At 62.7% G+C, this 18,131-nt stretch carries 19 protein-coding genes; 11 read left to right on the top strand and 8 right to left on the bottom strand.

The genetic code is table 11. From position 1 onward, the window contains the following. Positions 1-65 precede the first annotated feature (65 nt). Together M0639_RS01255 and M0639_RS01250 are read left to right on the top strand one after the other, a co-directional pair. A complete protein-coding gene (locus M0639_RS01255; RefSeq protein WP_223257872.1) occupies positions 66-1,094 on the top strand; it encodes a glycosyltransferase in 1,029 nt (342 codons plus the stop codon). Between the two features lie 2 nt (positions 1,095-1,096). Further along, positions 1,097-2,023, top strand: coding sequence for an NAD-dependent epimerase/dehydratase family protein (locus tag M0639_RS01250; protein ID WP_020905795.1), 927 nt, complete (start codon positions 1,097-1,099; stop codon positions 2,021-2,023). Here the strand turns inward: M0639_RS01250 and rfbB are convergent. Continuing rightward, the gene (gene rfbB, locus M0639_RS01245; protein ID WP_054188651.1) at positions 2,020-3,027 is read right to left on the bottom strand and encodes a dTDP-glucose 4,6-dehydratase; all 1,008 of its coding nucleotides are present in this window, start codon (positions 3,025-3,027) and stop codon (positions 2,020-2,022) included. The genes M0639_RS01250 and rfbB overlap by 4 nt on opposite strands. 107 nt (positions 3,028-3,134) lie before the next feature. Here rfbB and rfbA point away from each other — a divergent pair, with 107 nt between their 5' ends. The 6 genes from rfbA to M0639_RS01215 all read left to right on the top strand — a co-directional run bounded on the left by rfbA (position 3,135) and on the right by M0639_RS01215 (position 7,976). After that, on the top strand, positions 3,135-4,010 hold the full coding sequence (gene rfbA / locus M0639_RS01240; RefSeq protein ID WP_020905793.1) for a glucose-1-phosphate thymidylyltransferase RfbA: 876 nt from the start codon (positions 3,135-3,137) through the stop codon (positions 4,008-4,010). 1 nt (position 4,011) lies between these two features. Then, positions 4,012-4,623: a dTDP-4-dehydrorhamnose 3,5-epimerase family protein gene (locus M0639_RS01235; RefSeq protein ID WP_223257871.1), complete on the top strand. Its 612-nt coding sequence runs from the start codon at positions 4,012-4,014 to the stop codon at positions 4,621-4,623. Continuing rightward, complete coding sequence (locus M0639_RS01230) at positions 4,623-5,093, top strand: GtrA family protein (protein WP_020905791.1); 471 nt, start codon at positions 4,623-4,625, stop codon at positions 5,091-5,093. The genes M0639_RS01235 and M0639_RS01230 overlap by 1 nt, the downstream gene beginning before the upstream one ends. After that, positions 5,090-5,920: a glycosyltransferase family 2 protein gene (locus M0639_RS01225; protein WP_050655616.1), complete on the top strand. Its 831-nt coding sequence runs from the start codon at positions 5,090-5,092 to the stop codon at positions 5,918-5,920. Before M0639_RS01230 ends, M0639_RS01225 begins: the two co-directional genes overlap by 4 nt. 69 nt (positions 5,921-5,989) lie before the next feature. Next, complete coding sequence (locus tag M0639_RS01220) at positions 5,990-7,081, top strand: S1C family serine protease (RefSeq protein ID WP_064073583.1); 1,092 nt, start codon at positions 5,990-5,992, stop codon at positions 7,079-7,081. A gap of 34 nt (positions 7,082-7,115) precedes the next feature. Then, positions 7,116-7,976, top strand: a complete 861-nt coding sequence (locus M0639_RS01215; protein WP_054827097.1) for an ATP-grasp domain-containing protein — start codon at positions 7,116-7,118, stop codon at positions 7,974-7,976. Here M0639_RS01215 and M0639_RS01210 read toward each other — a convergent pair. The 4 genes from M0639_RS01210 to M0639_RS01195 are packed head-to-tail and all read right to left on the bottom strand — an operon-like array spanning position 7,965 to position 12,521. Continuing rightward, positions 7,965-9,512 carry an AMP-binding protein gene (locus M0639_RS01210; protein WP_082893098.1) on the bottom strand — a complete coding sequence of 516 codons (1,548 nt, stop codon included), beginning with the start codon at positions 9,510-9,512 and terminating at the stop codon, positions 7,965-7,967. The two genes, M0639_RS01215 and M0639_RS01210, sit on opposite strands and share 12 nt — an antisense overlap. Next, positions 9,509-10,747, bottom strand: a complete 1,239-nt coding sequence (locus M0639_RS01205; RefSeq protein WP_064073584.1) for a thiolase family protein — start codon at positions 10,745-10,747, stop codon at positions 9,509-9,511. The genes M0639_RS01210 and M0639_RS01205 overlap by 4 nt, the downstream gene beginning before the upstream one ends. Beyond that, positions 10,744-11,676: a fumarylacetoacetate hydrolase family protein gene (locus tag M0639_RS01200; protein ID WP_030535808.1), complete on the bottom strand. Its 933-nt coding sequence runs from the start codon at positions 11,674-11,676 to the stop codon at positions 10,744-10,746. The genes M0639_RS01205 and M0639_RS01200 overlap by 4 nt, the downstream gene beginning before the upstream one ends. A gap of 53 nt (positions 11,677-11,729) precedes the next feature. Continuing rightward, positions 11,730-12,521, bottom strand: coding sequence for a cyclase family protein (locus tag M0639_RS01195; RefSeq protein ID WP_064073585.1), 792 nt, complete (start codon positions 12,519-12,521; stop codon positions 11,730-11,732). 209 nt (positions 12,522-12,730) lie between these two features. On the opposite strand from M0639_RS01195, the gene M0639_RS01190 reads away from it, so the two are divergent. Then, complete coding sequence (locus M0639_RS01190; RefSeq protein WP_158170230.1) at positions 12,731-13,339, top strand: TetR/AcrR family transcriptional regulator; 609 nt, start codon at positions 12,731-12,733, stop codon at positions 13,337-13,339. A gap of 13 nt (positions 13,340-13,352) precedes the next feature. On the opposite strand, the gene M0639_RS01185 is transcribed toward M0639_RS01190, so the two are convergent. The 3 genes from M0639_RS01185 to M0639_RS01175 are packed head-to-tail and all read right to left on the bottom strand — an operon-like array spanning position 13,353 to position 15,795. Further along, on the bottom strand, positions 13,353-14,336 hold the full coding sequence (locus M0639_RS01185) for an alpha/beta hydrolase (protein WP_030535811.1): 984 nt from the start codon (positions 14,334-14,336) through the stop codon (positions 13,353-13,355). Between the two features lie 19 nt (positions 14,337-14,355). After that, entirely contained in the window at positions 14,356-15,264 is a 909-nt protein-coding gene (locus tag M0639_RS01180; RefSeq protein WP_064073586.1) for a PIN domain-containing protein, read from the bottom strand. Positions 15,265-15,318: 54 nt separating this feature from the next. Beyond that, positions 15,319-15,795: a GtrA family protein gene (locus M0639_RS01175; RefSeq protein ID WP_073513418.1), complete on the bottom strand. Its 477-nt coding sequence runs from the start codon at positions 15,793-15,795 to the stop codon at positions 15,319-15,321. Between the two features lie 63 nt (positions 15,796-15,858). On the opposite strand from M0639_RS01175, the gene dprE1 reads away from it, so the two are divergent. Beyond that, positions 15,859-17,292 carry a decaprenylphosphoryl-beta-D-ribose oxidase gene (gene dprE1 / locus M0639_RS01170; RefSeq protein ID WP_064073587.1) on the top strand — a complete coding sequence of 478 codons (1,434 nt, stop codon included), beginning with the start codon at positions 15,859-15,861 and terminating at the stop codon, positions 17,290-17,292. Continuing rightward, positions 17,289-18,050, top strand: coding sequence for a decaprenylphospho-beta-D-erythro-pentofuranosid-2-ulose 2-reductase (dprE2, locus tag M0639_RS01165; RefSeq protein WP_064073588.1), 762 nt, complete (start codon positions 17,289-17,291; stop codon positions 18,048-18,050). The genes dprE1 and dprE2 overlap by 4 nt, the downstream gene beginning before the upstream one ends. Positions 18,051-18,131 lie beyond the last annotated feature (81 nt).

Genomic DNA, 18,131 nt, shown 5'->3' with positions numbered 1-18,131 from the left:
ATTCGCCGACATGTACGCCCCCACGCCGAGAAACCGACCCCCGGCGACGTATACACTCCCCGCCTGTGAAGACCGATGGCACACCCGAGTCGGTGCAACCGCACCGAATTTCCGTCGTCGTGCCGGTTTACCAGGGCGAACACACTCTCAATGCACTCATCGACGAGATACTTCCCCTGACGAAAACCCAGACCACTCCCGGCGGGCGGCCGTTGGTCGTCGAAGAAGTCCTTCTCGTCTTCGACCACGGTCCGGACGGATCAGCTGCGGTCATCCGTGAACTCGCGAGACAACATGACTTCATCCGACCCATTTGGCTCTCGCGCAACTTCGGCCAACATCCGGCAACACTGGCGGGAATGGCGTCGAGTGGTGGCGAATGGGTTGTCACCATGGATGAAGACGGCCAGCACGACCCTGCCGACATCGGTGGACTCCTCGACACTGCACTGGATCAACAGGCCACCCTCGTCTACGCGCAGCCCGTGAACGCGGCACCCCACGGTGCGCTACGCAACGCGGCGTCGAAGTCGTCGAAATGGCTGACCACCAAAATTCTCTCGTCCGAGAACTCCGTGAAGTATCAGAGTTTCCGACTGGTCCTCGGAGAGGTCGGACGGTCGGTCGCCGCATACGCCGGATCCGAGGCGTACCTCGACGTGGCTCTGGGCTGGATCGCGGGAGAGGTCACCACCAGCCCGGTTCAACTGCGTGAGGAACGCGGACGCGCATCCGGATATCACCTCAGAAGCTTGCTGTCGCATTTCTGGCGAATGGTTCTCTCCAGCGGCACCAAGGGCCTGCGAATGGTCAGCTTGATCGGCTTCCTGTTCGCTGTCGGCGGTCTCGTCATCGTCCTCTACGTGTTGGCGTCGTACGTGTTCTTCGACGCCGGCGTCGAGGTACGAGGATGGGCGTCGACGATGATCGTGATGCTGTTCGGTTTCGGGGCAGTGCTCTTCTCGTTGGGTGTGATCGCCGAATACATCGGTGTCGCAGTCAAGACGGCAATGGGAAAGCCGCCGTACCTCATCGTCAGCGACCCCGCGTCAGGCCCGTTGGGGCGCCGGAACGCCACCGAGCCACCCGCGTAACGATGAATGTCCCCACGTGGGTAGTCGGCAGCGGCGGCCTCCTCGGCAGCTCCGTGGCCCGCGAACTCGAGCGCCGTGGGGCCGACATCCGCACCAGCCGCGTCCCGTGGGGGGAACCCGCTCTGGCCAGAGAAATCCTGTTCGCCGATGCCAGGAAACTGGTTACTGACGCCGCCGGCGGCCCGTGGCGAATGGCGTGGTGCGCCGGTGCAGGTGTGAACGGTACGAGCAGTGACGAATTCGCTCGCGAGAACCAACTCATGAAGGACGTTCTCGACGAGCTGGGGACGGCGGACGCAGGCGTCGGGACCGTCTTCCACGCTTCGTCTGCCGGCGGCGTCTACGCCGGAGCTCCCGGAGCACCGCACACCGAAACAAGCGCGACCAATCCACTGGCCGACTACGGGCGAGCAAAGCTCGATGCCGAATCCATTGTTCGCGAATTCGGCTCCAGAAGCGGAACCCGCACTGTCATAGGAAGATTCGCAAATCTCTACGGCCCGGGTCAGAATCTGGCGAAACCCCAAGGCCTGATTTCGCACCTCTGCCGAGGCTATCTGCTGTCGATGCCCATTTCGATCTACGTTCCCATGGACACGCTTCGGGACTACGTCTACGTCTCCGACGCGGCCGAAATGGTGGTCGACAGCTTCACCCGAGCGGAAGCGTCGCAGGAACCGACGGTCACCAAGATCTACGCGTCCGGACGCAGCGTCACCATCGGGGCGATCCTCGGCGCGTGCCACACCGTCTTCAGAAAACGCCCCAACGTTGTGCTCGCCAGTTCTCCACTCGCTTCGGCGCAAGCCCGAGACCTACGGCTGCGATCGATCGTGTGGACCGATCTGGACCAGCGCACACATCGCCCGTTGCCTGCCGGGATAGCGTCGACCCTCGACTCCATCCGCCGCAATCTGGCTGCACGCTAGGAAGTGGTCTTCTCGCCGGCTGCCACGTATGCCTGCTCGGTCGCGTCCTTCTGCGGACGCCACCACTGTTCGTTGTCGCGGTACCAGTCGATCGTCGCTTCCAGACCACTGCGGAAGTCCTCGTAGCGCGGGGACCAGCCAAGTTCTTTCCGGAGCAGACTCGAGTCGATCGCGTACCTCACGTCGTGCCCCGGGCGGTCGGTGACAAAATCGAACTCGTCGGCGCCACGGCCCAATATCTGCAGAATCGACTCCATGACAGTTCGGTTGTTCATCTCACCATCAGCGCCGATCAAGTAGGTCTGACCGATCCGGCCACCGTCGATGATCGCCCAGACCGCGCTGTTGTGGTCGTCGACATGAATCCAGTCACGGACGTTCAAACCGTCGCCGTACAACTTGGGACGCAATCCGGCGAGAACATTGGTGATCTGCCGTGGGATGAACTTCTCGACATGTTGATAAGGGCCGTAATTGTTCGAGCAGTTCGACAGGGTGGCCCGGACGCCGAACGAACGGGTCCACGCGCGCACCAACATGTCGCTCGATGCCTTCGTCGACGAGTAGGGGCTCGACGGGTTGTACGCGGTCGACTCCGTGAAACGGTCCGGATCGCCCAGTTCGAGGTCTCCGTACACCTCGTCGGTGGAAATGTGGTGATACCTGACGTCGTGCTTGCGCACAGCCTGCAGGAGCGTGAAGGTTCCCACGATGTTGGTCTGCACGAACGGCCACGGATCAGCGAGCGAATTGTCGTTGTGCGACTCGGCAGCAAAATGAACGACCACGTCGGCAGCGCCCACCAGTTGGTCGACGAGAACTGCGTCGGTGATGTCGCCGTGAACAAACGTGATGCGGTCGGCTATCGAATCGAGCGAAGACTTGTTGCCCGCGTAGGTCAGCGCATCGAGCACCGTGACCTCGGAGTCGGGGCGCTCTGCCACCGTCTGATGCACGAAATTGGCGCCGATGAAGCCTGCACCGCCAGTCACGAGAACTCTCACGTTTGCGCCTCCACGATCACCGAATCGAACCGATCTATCTACCGGCCACGCACGATACCGTGCGCCCGAGATTTGTTTCTCCAGCGAACACTGGAACACTTCGAGGCATGCGCGGAATCATTCTGGCGGGCGGCACGGGGTCGAGGTTGCACCCCATCACGCTCGGCGTGAGCAAACAGCTGGTACCCGTCTACGACAAACCGATGATCTATTACCCACTCAGCACCCTGATGCTGGCCGGGATTCGCGACATCATGATCATCACCACAGAAGACGACGCACCGCAGTTCCAGCGGTTGCTCGGCGACGGCTCGCAGTTCGGCGTCGACCTGACCTACCAGATCCAGCACGAGCCGAATGGTCTCGCACAAGCCTTCGTACTCGGAGCCGGCCACATCGGTTCGGAATCCGCGGCCCTGGTCCTCGGCGACAACATCTTCTACGGCCCAGGTCTGGGCAGTAAGCTCACGCGTTTCGAGAACATCGACGGTGGCGCCGTATTCGCGTACTGGGTTTCGGACCCCACGGCTTACGGAGTCATCGAGTTCGACCGCGAAGGCAAAGCCGTCTCGCTCGAGGAGAAGCCGGCGAACCCGCGCTCCAACTATTCGGTGCCTGGCCTCTATTTCTACGACAACGACGTTGTCGCCATCGCCAAGGACCTCGAACCATCGGCACGCGGCGAATACGAGATCACCGACGTCAACCGTGCGTACCTCGAAGCTGGCCGCCTCCAGGTCGAAGTACTTCCTCGCGGCACCGCGTGGCTCGACACCGGAACTTTCGATTCGCTTCTCGACGCATCGAACTACGTGCGCACGATCGAGGAGCGTCAGGGACTCAAGATCGGCGCGCCCGAAGAAGTTGCGTGGCGGCACGGATTCATCACCGACGACGAGCTACGCATTCGTGCTGAGAAGCTCCTCAAATCCGGATACGGAAAATACCTTCTCGAACTTCTCGACCGCGGCAAGGACTGGTGACATGGCAGATACTCACGTGATGAGCCAGTATCGCGAACTGAAAGTGCCAGGGGCCTGGGAATTCACACCCAAACAGTTCGGCGACGACCGTGGAGTCTTCCTCGAATGGTTCCGTGAACCCGGATTCTCCGAGATCACCGGCCGCACCCTCGACCTTCAGCAGGCCAATTGCTCGGTCTCGGCTGCCGGCGTCCTACGAGGCATCCATTTTGCCGACGTCCCTCCCGGACAGGCCAAGTACGTTACGTGTGTCAAAGGCGCGATACTCGACATCGCCGTCGACCTCCGCGTGGGATCGCCGACCTTCGGCCAGTGGGATTCGGTCCTTCTCGACGACGTCGACCGCAGAGCGATCTTTCTGTCCGAAGGGCTTGGGCATGCCTTCCTGTCCCTCGAGGACAACTCGACAGTGGTTTACCTGTGCTCGACGGGATACGCCCCCGAGCGTGAGCACGAAGTTCACCCCCTCGATCCCGACATAGCGATCGACTGGCCCACCGTGGGTCGCAGCGGTGAGCCCCTGAACATCACGCTCTCCGCGAAGGACACAGCGGCACCGTCGCTTCAAGATGCCGTGTCGGCAGGGCTGCTGCCCACGTTCGGCGAAGGCTGATGGCTTCACCGGATTCGACTGCAACACCCCCCGCCGGAATGACCGGCAGGCCGGGTCCGTTGATGCGCGTCGTCAAGAATCAGGCCCTTGCCTTTCTGCTCGTCGGTGGCGTCAACACGGCGCTCGGAACCGCCTGGTTCATTGCCTGGCAGATCGCGCTCGGCGATCAATTCGGCTACCACTTCGCGATCGTTGCCGGGTACGTCTGCAACCTGCTGTGCGCTTTTGCGATGTACCGCTACCTGGTCTTCGAAGTTCGCGGCCACTTCCTCCGTGACTTCTGGCGATTCGTCGTCGTCAATTTCGGCGCCTTCGTGATCAACCTCGCGCTGATGACCGTCGCGGTCTCGGTCCTGCACTTTCCTCCCATCCCGTCACAACTCGTCATCACTGCGGTAACCGCAACAGCAAGCTTCTTCGGTTACCGCGATTTCTCGTTCAGTCGAAACAAGAGAACAGGCAACTCATGACTCCGCGTGTTTCCGTCGTCGTCCCGGCTTACAACAATGCCGACTACATTGCCGAGACGATCGACTCGATCCTGAATCAGAGCTACCAGGACTTCGAACTGATCATCTCGGATCATTCGTCGACCGACGACACCGTCAAGGTCCTGGCGCGATACGCCGACGATCCGCGGATCGAGATCCTGTCGACCGAGGCCGGCGGCGGAGCGAAGCGAAACTGGGACCGGGTCAGCGAAGCTGCGAACGGAGAGCTCCTGAAACTGGTGTGCGGTGACGACACCATCTACCCCGAGTGCCTGGCGGAACAGGTCGCGGCTTTCGACGAGCACCCCTCGGTGGTACTCGTGGCCTCGCAACGCAAACTGGTCGATGCAAACGGAAAGACCATCCTCTCCGCGCGCGGACTTGCAGGGCTGAAGGGACTGGTCACCGGGCGCGACGCGGCCCGAAAGACGGTAACGGCGGGAGCGAACATCTTCGGCGAGCCCGGATGTGTACTCATGAAGCGATCCGCCTTGAAGGCCATCGGATGGTGGGACGACACCAACCCGTACGTCATCGACGAAGCCACGTACACCGCCGTCGCACTCCAAGGGGACGTCTATGCGATCGCCAAACCCCTCGCGTCCTTCCGCGTCAACGCCGGACAGTGGAGTGTGCGTCTGGCCAAGGATCAGGCACGCCAGGCAGCGGCATTCCACAAAGATCTCCGGGAATCGGATCCGACTCTCGTCTCCGCAATGGACGTCCGAATCGGCGACGCACGCGCACTCGCCACTTCGTTCATGCGTCGCGGCGTCTACATGCTGTTGCGCCATCGCATGTCTTGATCGTTGCCGGTTGGGTAATCTTCACCTTTCACGACTCGATGGCATGACACCGGCGGGACGGACGGCTGGATGACCAAACGTGCGAGCAGACGCGGCCTGTGGACGGCCGTCGTTCTCGCAGCCGGCCTCGGTGGTCTCGCGCTGGTCGCACCGCCCCTGACTCCGGGAACGATCGAGTCCGCACCGGTCACCGTCATCACGACCACCCCACCCGCGCCGGTTGTTCCGCTCACCCCGGAGGAGCTCTCGGCCCGGGTGGTCCCCACCATCGTCACCATCACGGCGCCGGCCGGATTCACCACCACTGCTGGGACCGGGATCGTGCTCTCCCCTGACGGAGTGGTGCTCACGAATCACCACGTCATCAGCGGAGCTTCGGACGTCACTGCCGTCAGCATGTCCAACGGGCTGATCTACGACGCCGAGATCCTCGGGTACGACAGCGTCAGCGATCTTGCCGTCCTTCGACTCGCGGGCGCTGACGATCTGCCGGTGGCTGTGGTCGGCAAATCAGCAGAAGCCGCTCGCGGGGACTCCGTCACCGCAATCGGAAATGCGGAAGGCGGCGGAGTACCCGTCCCTGCTCCCGGCGTCATCACCAACCTCGGTGTCACCGTCAACACCCGCAACGTGTCCGACGGATCGCGAAACCAGTTGAAGGGCCTCATCGAGGTGGACGCGGACATCCGGCCTGGCGATTCCGGTGGTCCCCTGGTCAACGCCGTTGGCGAGCTGATCGGCGTCAGCAGCGCAGGCAACGCCGTCACCGACCGCACCGAAACCTCACCGGCGCCTCAGTCCTACGCGATACCGATCGACACCGCACTACCGATCGTCGAGCAGGTACTCGGTGGCCGCTCCTCCGAGACCGTGCGTGTGGGACCGACACCCGTACTCGGTGTCGCGGTGAAGGATCACGCGGACATGCCGGCCGGCGCCGAAGTTGTTGCCGTGAGCTTCGATTCGCCGGCCGAGCGGGTGGGGCTGACCAAAGGTGCGGTCATCACCGAGTTCGGTGGCAGCCGGATCGCGTCGTCCGCTGATCTCAACGCGGCGATGAGCTCGCGCCGCCCCGGCGACACCGTCGCGGTGACGTGGGTGGACGCAATCGGGCAACCCGGGACCGGTTCGCTGGTCCTCGACGAGGGGCCACCTCGCTAGTCTTAGAAGGCGCCAGCCGTGAAAGCATCGTGGCATGACCACGGTTCTCCTGCTCACCTGTGACGGCGCCGCCCGCGAGGCGGATGTCGAAAGCAAACTCGTCATGGATGCTCTCACCTCCTACGGCATCGCGTCGACGATGGCGCCGTGGTCGAGCCCGTCCCTCCTCGATATCGACGCCGACCTGGTTCTGATCCGGTCGACCTGGGACTACACCCAGCGCCTCGACGAATTTCTCGCCGTTCTCGATCAGCTGACCGCTCCGATCGCCAATCCACTCTCGATCGTGAAGTGGAACGCACACAAGGGATACCTCACCGAACTTGCCGCGGCCGGCGTACCTATCGTCCCCACCGCTGTGATCGCTGCCGGACAGAGCGAAACACTCACCCTCCCTTCGTTCGAGGGTGCCGACGTCATCGTCAAGCCTGCAGTGTCCGCCGGCGCTGTCGGAGTGGGAAAGTTTGCCTCGGGGTCCGCGCAGGCCCACGCTCACCTCAGCTCGATCCTCGAGAGTGGCAACGACGCGTTGGTCCAGCCATTCGTCTCGGACGTCGTCGACGGTGAGCGCTCGATCATCCACATCGGCGGACGCTACTCGCACGCTGTCCGGAAGATCCCGGCCGCCAACGACTTCCGCGTGCAGGAATTTCACGGCGGAACCAACCACCTCCACCAACCGTCCGCCGCCGAACTCGCGGTGGCCGACGCAGCACTGGCCGCGACCCCATGCGGCCCCGGCGAATTGCTTTATGCACGTGTGGACGTCGTGGGCCCGGTGGATCAACCACTGCTCATGGAAGTGGAACTGATCGAGCCCGAACTCTTTCTGCCATTCGCCCCTGGATCTGCCGACGCCCTCGCACGGGCAGTTGTCGCGTCACTAGGTCGGTGACGCGCCACGGAGTGCCTTCTTGTCGATCTTCCCCAAAGCAGTGAGCGGCAGCGCTTCCAGAATCGAAATCTCCTTGGGCGCCCAGATCGGACCCTTGTGCGATCTCACGTGCGCGATGAGTTGATCGGGTGTGACCGACCATCCCGTCTTCAGTACGACTGCGGCGGTAACAGCTTCTCCCCATTGAGAATCGGGGACACCGAATACCGCACATGCTGCCACCGCGGGATGATGTCCGAGTGAGTCCTCGACTTCGCGCGGGTAGACGTTGAATCCACCACTGATGATCGTGTCTTTGATGCGGTCGACGATCGAGATGAGCCCACTTTCGTCGATTCGAGCAACGTCGCCGGTGTGCAACCACCCATTCGCGAGCGCTGCAGCGGTTTGTTCAGGTTTGTTCCAATAGCCGTCCATCACGAGCGGACCTCGCACACAAAGCTCGCCGGGTACGCCCGTCGCCGTCTCGTTTCCCTGCTCGTCAAGCAACACCACTTCGACACCTGGCATCGCGCGCCCACAACTCCCCAAAACTGCGGGATCGTCCGTGTGCTCACGTGTATCGAGTACCGTCAACGCATTCGGGGCTTCGGCCTGACCGTAATGCTGGCTCAGGATCGGCCCGAACACCGCCCCTGCCTGCTCGAGCCTGGTGGGGTCGATGGGTGCAGCACCGTAAAGCATCCAGTTCAGCCCAGACAGATTCGCATCCGACAGGCGTGGATGGTCGAGTAAGGCATAGAGCATCGTGGGAACCACGAATGTAGCTGTGACTCCGCCATTTTCGATGGCGTCGACAACTCTGTCCGGGTCGAACGACCTGTGCAACTCGAAGCTTGCACCTCGCAGCAGACCGGGTGCGACGAGCAGACCGGCAGCATGAGACATCGGCGTAGTGAGCAGCATGGTGGTTTCAGCCGGCCACTCCCACGTGGTGCAGGCCCAGGCATTGGCGACCAAGGATCGGTCCCTGAGCATGACGCCTTTCGGCTCACCGGTGGTTCCACCGGTGTAGAAGAGATACAAAGCTCGACCCTGACCGCCTAAGCCTGAACCTATTCCCGCCGTACCCAATTCACACGCTGATTCGAGGGCTGACAGTGACATCACTCGAGTCTGTGCCGCTTCGGCGCGCACCTGGAACTGTCCGTCGGCAACCAACAGGAGATCGGTACCACTGTCTTTCAGCACCATCCTGTCGTTCTCTTCGGTCGCGAGCGGATGGAGTGCCGTGTAGCGCACGCCCGCCAGACACGCCGCGGCCATGACCGTGAATGCTTCAGGACACGGCCCCGCAAGCAGGGCGACGCCGGCTCCGTCCGGCAGAGCGAAGCTACTGAGGACACCTGCAATCCGCTCGATCTGTTCCGCAGTCTGCCGATATGTCAGCTCGGCCCGATCACCGTTCCGATCCGTGAATCGAAACGCGATGTGGTCTGGTCGGCGTCGCAGCGCCGACAGAATCAGATCCGCATATCCCGCTTGCACGTGCAAGCCTGGCGCCATCGGTTCATCGTTCATGATGTCCGCGTTCATCGTGGCCCTCCCAAGATCGTGACCGCGGCGACGGCTTCCTCGATGCCGTAGAGACCTCCGCCGTTCTCTGCGACCGCGATTCGAGCACCCGGAACTTGTCGCCGCCCTGCTTGTCCACGCAACTGCGTGACAAGTTCGAAGACCTGCGCCAGTCCCGTTGCCGAGACCGGATGACCACGGGACTCGAGCCCACCTGACGGATTGACCGGACGCACGCCTCCCAACGAACTCGCACCGGACGCCGACCACGCGCCGCCCTCACCGATCGGGCAGAACCCCAGATTCTCGACCTGCTGCACTTCACCGAAGGCCGTGGCGTCGTGGACCTCTGCCACATCCACATCGCCTGGCCCGACTCCGGCTTCCTCGTATGCGCCCATTGCTGCACGGCGACCGATGTGACTCTCCACGTCATCTGCGGTCCGATCCGTGCCTGACACCAAGCTGCAACCGAGTACCTGCGCCGCCCGCCGAGAGGAATCGTGCCTTCGAGCAAAGTCCGCACTGGTCACAATGACCGCCGCTGCACCGTCACTGACGGGCGAGCACATCGGAACTGTCAGAGGCCACGCGACTCGCCTTGCGGCAAGCACCTCTTCGACGCTGAAGGGTTTGCGAAAGTGCGACCGCGGATTGTGCACGGAATGCGCATGATTTTTGGCTGCTACGGACGCGAGCTCGAACTCGGTGGTTCCGAATCTCTCCATGTGCGCCCGGGCAAGAGAAGCGTAGATCTCCATGAACACCGACCGCTCACCCTGCGATCCGAGTGCATCCGGCAGCGGAGCGGACAGCGAAGCAAGGCCCGCGAGCGTCTCGTCGCGATGCGCAACGTCGAGTGCACCGTCGAACACCTCCAGACTTCGAGCCGGATCCGAGCACACCAGCTTGTCCACCCCGACCGCCAACGCGACCTCGGACAGACCGGCGCGAACGTGGGCGATCGCCAGCCAGAGTGCAGTCGCGCCGCCGGCGCAGGCATTTTCGACATTGACGACCGGGACTCCCCCGAAACCGTATGGCCTCAAGGAAATCTGGCCTGGGATCATGTGCTGCCGGTCGATCGCCTTCTGGCTGACTGTCGCGTAGAAGACCGCACCGACGTCACCGCGGGTCAGGCCCGCGTCTTCGACGGCATCGATCGCCGCACGCCCCGCCAATTCCGAGGCCGCGGTATCCGCGTGCCGCCCGAAGAGAGTCGCGCCGACACCGAGAACCATGACTTCGCCGCTCACGCCACCACTCGATTCCTCAATACACCGAGGCCGGTGACCTCGAGTTCGACTACGTCTCCCGGTTCCAGGAACCGCCCGTGCTCCAAGCCGCATCCACTCGGCACGGTGCCGGAACAGAAGACTTCACCCGGGTACAGCCGCGTGGAAGTCGAAGCGAACGAAATCACGTCCTCGAAACGATGGTCCATGTCGGCGCTGGTTCCTCGGCTCACCTCGTCTCCGTTGATTCTCGCGGTCATCTCGAGTTGGTAGGGGTCACCGACTTCGTCGGCCGTCACGATCCAGGGCCCGAGGACATTCGCGTTCGAAAAGTCCTTGCTCTTACTGAGACCGAGTCCGGTGGAGATCTCCTCGAGCTGAGTATCGCGGGCGCTGAAATCGTTGAAGATGGTGTAACCGAAGATATGCGCAGGGGCATCCGCGCGTGAGATGTCGGTTCCACCGCGCCCCAGCACACAGGCGAATTCGAGTTCGTAATCGCGCAGGCTCGAGTACTCGGGCCACACGACGTCAGATTTGTGTCCGGTCACCGCCAATCGGTTCGCTATGTAATACAGCGGGCGCTCCAACTGGATCTTCGGCAGTTCGACGTCCTCGAGTGCGACCCCTTGAATTCGGGCGCGAGCGTTGCGGAAGTGATCCATGAAGCAGCCGAAGTCTCGGATCTGGACCGGCTGAGGAAGCGGCGACATCCAGCGCACATCACCTGCGTCGACGATTGCACTTGCCGGCGGCTCGTCTGCGAGCCGATCCAGGGTCTCCCGTGCCGCCGGACCACCTTCGATGATGGTTTGCATGGTTTCCAGTTCTGGAGCCGGTTTTCCCGTCACATCATGATGAGCTCGCTCGAGTAACAACAGTTGCTCGCCGCTGCCCGTCACCAGAGCCGTCTGCTGAGTCTTTTCGTATTCGACGGTCGCAAGTTTCACTGTGAGTCAATACCTTTCACTGAATTGTTCGTTAGGTGAGGCAGGAATTTTGCTCAGCCGAACGCGACCACACGAGCCGGGGCAGCGCTGGCTCGCGCAAGCTTGATCGGGAAAAACGCCACGTGAAATCCCGAGGGCGGAAGCGCGGCGAGGTTCGCCAGTTGCTGAACGATGAATACTTCACGTTCGCGTCCGGCCCGGTGCCCGTCCCAGAGAACCGAGTTGTCCCCGGTGTCACGAAATTTCTGCGCCATGACTGCAAAGCTCAAGTCCCAGCCGGCAGCGTCGGTGCCCAGCACCTTCGCGCCTTGCTCGGCGAGAAACAGCGTGCCTTCGCGACTCATCCCTGGATACTGAAAGAACCCTGGATCAGCCAAGGTGAAGCTCTCTTGTCCGGTACGGAGCAACACGGCACCACCCTGGGGAACGGACGCACCGTTTTCCGCCAGGGCAGCTTTCAGCGCGTCCACCGAGATCGGCTGATTCGCCTCGCACCGGCCGCGCAGGTCGAGCACCACTGTCTCGCAGAACAATTCATCCAACGCGATGTCTGTGATCGTGCGAGAAGGCTTACCCTCCGAGGTTGATCCGTAGTGCAACGGCGCGTCGACGTGTGTGCCCAGATGGCTGTTGAACTCACTCAACATCTCCGATCCCCACCCCTCACCGTCCGGAAGATCATGAACTCCGCACTGCAGTGCTGCCGCGAACTCGTCGCGTCCGGCACCTGCGGGGTGCGAGTAGGTCACCGAGGGGGCAACGACGGAAGCCAGTGCCTTCAAACCCTCGGGGAGCAATTCCCGATCGGCCGGATCGAGAGTTCTAGTCAGATCGATGAGTTCCATGTCCGCCCATTCCGTTAAGTTATTGGACGCTCAGCATAGAACTGGACGATCAACATAGGCAAGAGGGTGTCGCGAGAGGAATACGGCCGGCCGATGGCCGGCCTCGTAGCATGAGTGCGGTGCGCAGGTCTCGGCCCCGACGGGCGCGTCGACGTCACCGCGTGCCGGAATTGGCTGCACTCGAGAACGAAAGAAGGCAGGAACACCGAATGGCGTCGACACGCAAGCAGGAGATTTCCGAGGAAACCAGACGGCGACTGGTGAAAGCCGCGGCCGAACTGGCTGCCGAAGGCGGGTCGACCGCGATGTCCGTACAAGCCGTGGCAGAAAGATCCGGTATCAGCAGAGGGTCCGTGGCCTGGCACTTCGGATCGAAGGACGGGCTTCTACGAGCCGTCGTCGAGGACGCATTCCGTTGGGGCATGGAAAAGCTACGCGCAGAGTTGGCATCATCCTCCGCGACTGGAATCGAAGCATTGATCGAAGCCAACTTCGTACTGATGTCATACCCCGAGGCACGAATTTTCTCGACCATCTTGATCGAAGCCGTGATTCCCGGGTCCACCATCCGCGAGACCTACGCAGAGCAGTACGTCGCAATGCGAACGCTGTACGCGGACTACCTGCGTTCGATCGACACCCCGGTCACCAATCCGGAGTTGGTTGCCGTCACCCTTCTGGCCGGCACTCTCGGGATCAACCTCCAACATCGCCTCGATCCCGACAACGTCGATCGACGTTCAGCAGTAACCGAGCTCGAATCGATCTATGCCCGCGCGATGGCACCTACCACAACGTCAGGACACGAGAATCCCTAACCGGACCGGAAGTTCAACTTCCCGAACAACTTTCGCCCGCGACCTGGGGCGGGACCGCATCCAGCCTGGCGCGAATGAACCTGGCAACGTCACGTAGCGCAGCCCGGCTCTCCGGCAAGCCAGGCCAGACGGCGGGAAACGCGTGAACCTGGCCGTTCCAGATCTGCAGCGAGCACGGCACCCCCGCGGCGGCGAGCCGTTGCGCCATCACCTCCGAATCGACTCTGAGCACCTCGGATTCGGCGGCGATCAGCAACGACGGCGGCAGAGCGGCCAGATCGCCGTCGACGGGTGAGTTCGTCTGTCCGCCAAGCTTTCCGATCGCCATCAATGCCGACACCGGGGCGATCACGTCGCGTCGAGCGTTGGCGTGGACTGATTTGGTGGTGCAATCGAGATCGAGGAGAGGTGAGAGCCCGACAAGACCGGCCGGAACCTCGAGCCCCGCGGAAACAGCTGCAAGTGCCGTCGCGAAGACCAGAAAGCCTCCGGCCGAATCGCCAACGAAGACAACCTTTTCCGGCAAGGCTCCCTGTTCGAGGAGCCAGCGGTATGCATCGAGACAGTCGTCGACCGACCCGCTGATGCTCGTGCTCGGCAACTGTCGATATGCGATGTGCAGGACCGGAAGGCCGGTTCGCTTGGCGATGCTTGCAACGACCGGCCGATGCGTGTTGAGCCCGCAGCACATGAACCCGCCGCCGTGCAGGTAGAGAACAACCCCGTCGCGCAGATCAGCCGTCGAGCCTGCCGTGCGCACGAGTTCACCGTCGAAACCTGGAAAGCGAATCGCTTCCCGATCGATCCCGGACGGAATGCGTACACCCGCGGCCGAGTCCAGCACTGCGGCGCGGCGCATGGCGCCAGGCGTCAGCGGCGCGATCCCGACCACGGGCCGAAGCATCCATCGACACGCGTTGTAGAGGACCTGCGATTCGATACTCGGCCTGCCGTATCGAGTTCCGGTCCTACGACTGACTGTCGGCAACAGAGACATCTGTCCAGATTAGAAGCGATCAGGCACCGAAGAGGTCGACTTCGTCGAGATCGTCGACGATCGTGACCTTTCGTTTCCGCCCGCCGATGACCTTACCCAGACCGCGCAGTCCACCGGACTGAGCTTTCGGGGCGGGTTCGATGCGCTGCGGCGCAACTCTCGTCCGCGCTGCGCGCTGAACAGGCTTGGGGGCGGGGGCTGCTGCAGGTGCCGCGGGTTCGGGAACCTCGGCTGGAACCACCGCTTCCGGCTCCACGAAGCCCTGAGCAACCGGGGCCTCGGGCGCGACCTCAGCGGCTTCCTCGACCTCCGCCACCTGCTCCACCTGCACCGGTCCGTCGATCACCGGGATGTCCGACGCCCAGCGGACCCGATACTCCAGACCGCGCGACGCCAGCTCACGCGCGAGATCGCCGTGCCAGACCCCGTCTTCGCCGTCGCCGTATGCCCGTGCGTCGGAGCTCACCCAGATGACGTCGACCTCCGGGTTGCGGTCGGCGAGATCGAGCACGGTCAGCCAGTTCAGCGTCGCCGGATATCCGTCTCGCTTCTTCTTGTCGGTATAGGGCCGACGCAGCGAGATCGCCCTCTCGGCCACCTCGACATGCGACACGTCGACTGGATCAACCACTTCGACGCCGATCGCCACGAGGTCTTCGATCACGTCGTCGACGTAGCCGTCGGCCTTGTCGTGAGCAGCGTCGACGAACCTCGTGAGGTCGCGCCGCAACCCCAGTCGGTCGTACATGCGCGCCTGGACGCTCAGGGCCGCGATCATCTCCGCCGATTCCTCGCGGTAGCGACTCGCAACCTCGAGGACGACCAATCGCGGCACGACGACGCGGTGTCCGAGTGCGCGAGCGTCGGCGATGGCAGTGTCGAACCGTGCACCCCTGGTCAGGGCCGAAGAATCGAGAACGATGATCATGCGCTCGATTCTCTCTCGAGAAACCGGACGAATGCGCTAATCCACCCCGAACCGTTACTTGATCTTGAAGATCACTGCCCGCTGAACGATGAAGTTGATGACCGTCGCGGTGCCCTGCGCGATGACGAAGGCCAGCGGCATGCGCCACCACTCGTCGGCGAGCACATGCACCATCAGCGCGTTGAGCCCGACCTGAACCGCAAAAGTGACCGCGTACAGCACGACAACAGCGATGAAGCGGGCGCGAGAAGGCTCGGCCTTGAACGTCCACCGCCGGTTGATCAGATACGCCGTCGTAGTGCCGGCGATAAAGCTGATCGACTTGGCCACGCTCAGATCGAGGCCGACGACCTTGAACAGGAATGCGTACAGCCCGTAGTCCACGACCGCCGACAGCCCACCCGTCGCGACGAACCGGACGATCTGCGTTTTCAGGTCCAACGCGTCGTCGGCGATGTCCGTCGTGACAGGAATCTCGACGGGCAGCGGGACGTGGGGTTCGTGCTGGTGACTTGCAGGTGTTTCGGGCACGACGACGAGAGTAACCACTCGAGTCGGAGCCGTCGGCACTACTCCCAGGTAACCTCTACCTTGATGTCCACGACAGCAGAAGAGACGCCGCAGCCGGCTCTCCACACCCAAGCCCGCACCCTCACCGGTTGGGGACGCACCGCCGCCACCACTGCACAGGTGCTGTCCACCCCCGACGTGGAAGTGATCGCCAACGCGGTCGCCCAGGTTGCGGAACAGAACGATTCCAAGCCATCGCATCTGCGACGCGGCGTCATCGCGCGCGGCCTCGGCCGCTCGTACGGTGACCCGGCGCAGAACGCCGGCGGGCTGGTCATCGACATGAATGCACTCGACCGCATTCATCGCATCGATCGCGACACCGCTCTGGTGGACGTCGACGCCGGCGTGAATCTGGATCAGCTGATGAAGGCTGCTCTGCCGTTCGGCCTGTGGGTTCCGGTCCTGCCGGGTACTCGTCAGGTCACGATCGGCGGCGCCATCGGCTCGGATATCCACGGCAAGAACCACCACAGCGCGGGCAGCTTCGGCAACCACGTCGTGTCGTTGGATCTGCTGACGGCCGACGGCAAGGTTCGCACGCTCACCCCCAAGGGCGGGCGCAACGACCCGAAGGCCGCACTGTTCTGGGCCACGATCGGCGGCATGGGCCTGACGGGCATCATCTTGCGGGCAACCATCAAGATGACACCGACCGAGACGGCGTACTTCATCGCCGACGGCGACGTCACCAACAGCCTCGACGAGACCATCGCGCTGCACAGCGACGGCAGTGAGGCCAACTACGAGTATTCGAGCGCGTGGTTCGACGCGATTTCCGCGCCCCCGAAGCTCGGTCGTGCGGCAGTCTCGCGCGGATCTCTGGCGAAGCTCGACCAGCTTCCGGCCAAGCTGCAGAAGAACCCGCTCGCCTTCGACGCACCGCAGTTGCTGACGTTCCCCGACGTCTTCCCCAACGGGCTGGCCAACAAGTTCAACTTCACCGCGATCGGCGAGGTCTGGTTCCGCAAGTCCGGCAAGTACCGCGGCAAGGTCCAGAATCTGACGCAGTTCTACCACCCGCTCGACATGTTCGGTGAGTGGAACCGGGCGTACGGATCCAACGGATTCCTCCAGTACCAGTTCGTGGTTCCGCCGGAGGCCGTCGACGAGTTCAAGAAGATCATCGTCGACATCCAGCGCAGCGGGCACTACTCGTTCCTCAACGTGTTCAAGCTCTTCGGCGAGGGCAACCAGGCGCCGCTGAGCTTCCCGATCCCGGGCTGGAACATCTGCGTCGACTTCCGCATCAAGCCGGGCCTGAACGAGTTCGTCACCGAACTCGACAAGCGTGTCCTCGAATTCGGCGGACGCCTGTACACGGCCAAGGACTCGCGGACGTCCGCGGAAACCTTCCACGCCATGTACCCGCGTATCGACGAGTGGATCGCGACGCGCCGCAAGTACGACCCCACAGGCGTTTTCGCCTCCGATATGTCCAGAAGGCTGGAACTGTGATCAACGCTGTAGGTAACCCGCAAACCATTTTGCTTCTCGGTGGAACCTCCGAGATCGGCCTCGCCATCTGTGAGGAGTACCTGAAGAAGGCGCCGCTCCGCGTCGTTCTGGCGGCACTCCCCGGCGATCCGGGACGCGAAGCTGCGGTCAAGCAGCTCGAAGCGAAGGGTGCCACCTCGGTGGAGCTCATCGACTTCGACGCCGTTGATTTCGAGTCGCATCCGAAGGTGATCGACCAGGCGTTCTCGAACGGTGACGTCGATGTCGCCATCGTCGCCTTCGCACTGGACGGTGACTCCGAAGAGCTGTGGCAGAACCAGCGCAAGGCCGTTCTGGTGGCAAACGTCAACTACACCGCTTCCGTCTCGGTCGGTGTTCTTCTCGGCGAGAAGATGAAGGCTCAGGGCTTCGGCAAGATCATCGCGATGTCGTCGGTTGCCGGCGAGCGCGTCAAGCGTGCCAACTTCGTCTACGGCTCCACCAAGGCGGGCCTCGACGGTTTCTACCTCGGACTCGGCGAGGCTCTCGCGGAATTCGGACCGCAGGTCACCGTCGTTCGCCCCGGCATGGTGCGCACGCAGTTCAGTGCCCACGTCAAGGAAGCTCCGCTGACGGTCAATAAGGACATCGTCGCGAAGCTCGCTGTTGCCGCCTCGGACAAGGGCAAGGAAATCGTCTGGACTCCCGGCCCGTGGCGCTTCGTCATGATGGGTCTTCGCCACGTGCCGCGCCCGATCTTCCGGAAGTTGCCGGTTTAAGCTCCTCCCGTGCCAGAAACAACAACTGCTCCGAGTACAGACCTTTCGACCCCGTCGCCGTGGCGTAATGCCGCGGCGACG

This window comes from Rhodococcus qingshengii JCM 15477 (assembly GCF_023221595.1).
Taxonomy (GTDB): Bacteria; Actinomycetota; Actinomycetes; order Mycobacteriales; family Mycobacteriaceae; genus Rhodococcus_F; species Rhodococcus_F qingshengii.
This window is presented reverse-complemented; position numbering and strand designations above follow the sequence as displayed.

Bases quoted from the DNA above. Each gene is read 5' to 3' on its own strand.
- M0639_RS01225 (WP_050655616.1), top strand. From the start codon at position 5,090: ATGACTCCGCGTGTTTCCGTCGTCGTCCCGGCTTACAACAATGCCGAC.
- rfbA (WP_020905793.1), top strand. From the start codon at position 3,135: ATGCGCGGAATCATTCTGGCGGGCGGCACGGGGTCGAGGTTGCACCCC.
- M0639_RS01190 (WP_158170230.1), top strand. From the start codon at position 12,731: ATGGCGTCGACACGCAAGCAGGAGATTTCCGAGGAAACCAGACGGCGA.
- M0639_RS01220 (WP_064073583.1), top strand. From the start codon at position 5,990: ATGACCAAACGTGCGAGCAGACGCGGCCTGTGGACGGCCGTCGTTCTC.
- M0639_RS01250 (WP_020905795.1), top strand. From the start codon at position 1,097: ATGAATGTCCCCACGTGGGTAGTCGGCAGCGGCGGCCTCCTCGGCAGC.
- dprE1 (WP_064073587.1), top strand. From the start codon at position 15,859: ATGTCCACGACAGCAGAAGAGACGCCGCAGCCGGCTCTCCACACCCAA.
- M0639_RS01230 (WP_020905791.1), top strand. From the start codon at position 4,623: ATGGCTTCACCGGATTCGACTGCAACACCCCCCGCCGGAATGACCGGC.
- M0639_RS01210 (WP_082893098.1), bottom strand. From the start codon at position 9,512: ATGAACGCGGACATCATGAACGATGAACCGATGGCGCCAGGCTTGCAC.
- M0639_RS01185 (WP_030535811.1), bottom strand. From the start codon at position 14,336: ATGTCTCTGTTGCCGACAGTCAGTCGTAGGACCGGAACTCGATACGGC.
- M0639_RS01235 (WP_223257871.1), top strand. From the start codon at position 4,012: ATGGCAGATACTCACGTGATGAGCCAGTATCGCGAACTGAAAGTGCCA.
- M0639_RS01215 (WP_054827097.1), top strand. From the start codon at position 7,116: ATGACCACGGTTCTCCTGCTCACCTGTGACGGCGCCGCCCGCGAGGCG.
- M0639_RS01195 (WP_064073585.1), bottom strand. From the start codon at position 12,521: ATGGAACTCATCGATCTGACTAGAACTCTCGATCCGGCCGATCGGGAA.
- M0639_RS01180 (WP_064073586.1), bottom strand. From the start codon at position 15,264: ATGATCATCGTTCTCGATTCTTCGGCCCTGACCAGGGGTGCACGGTTC.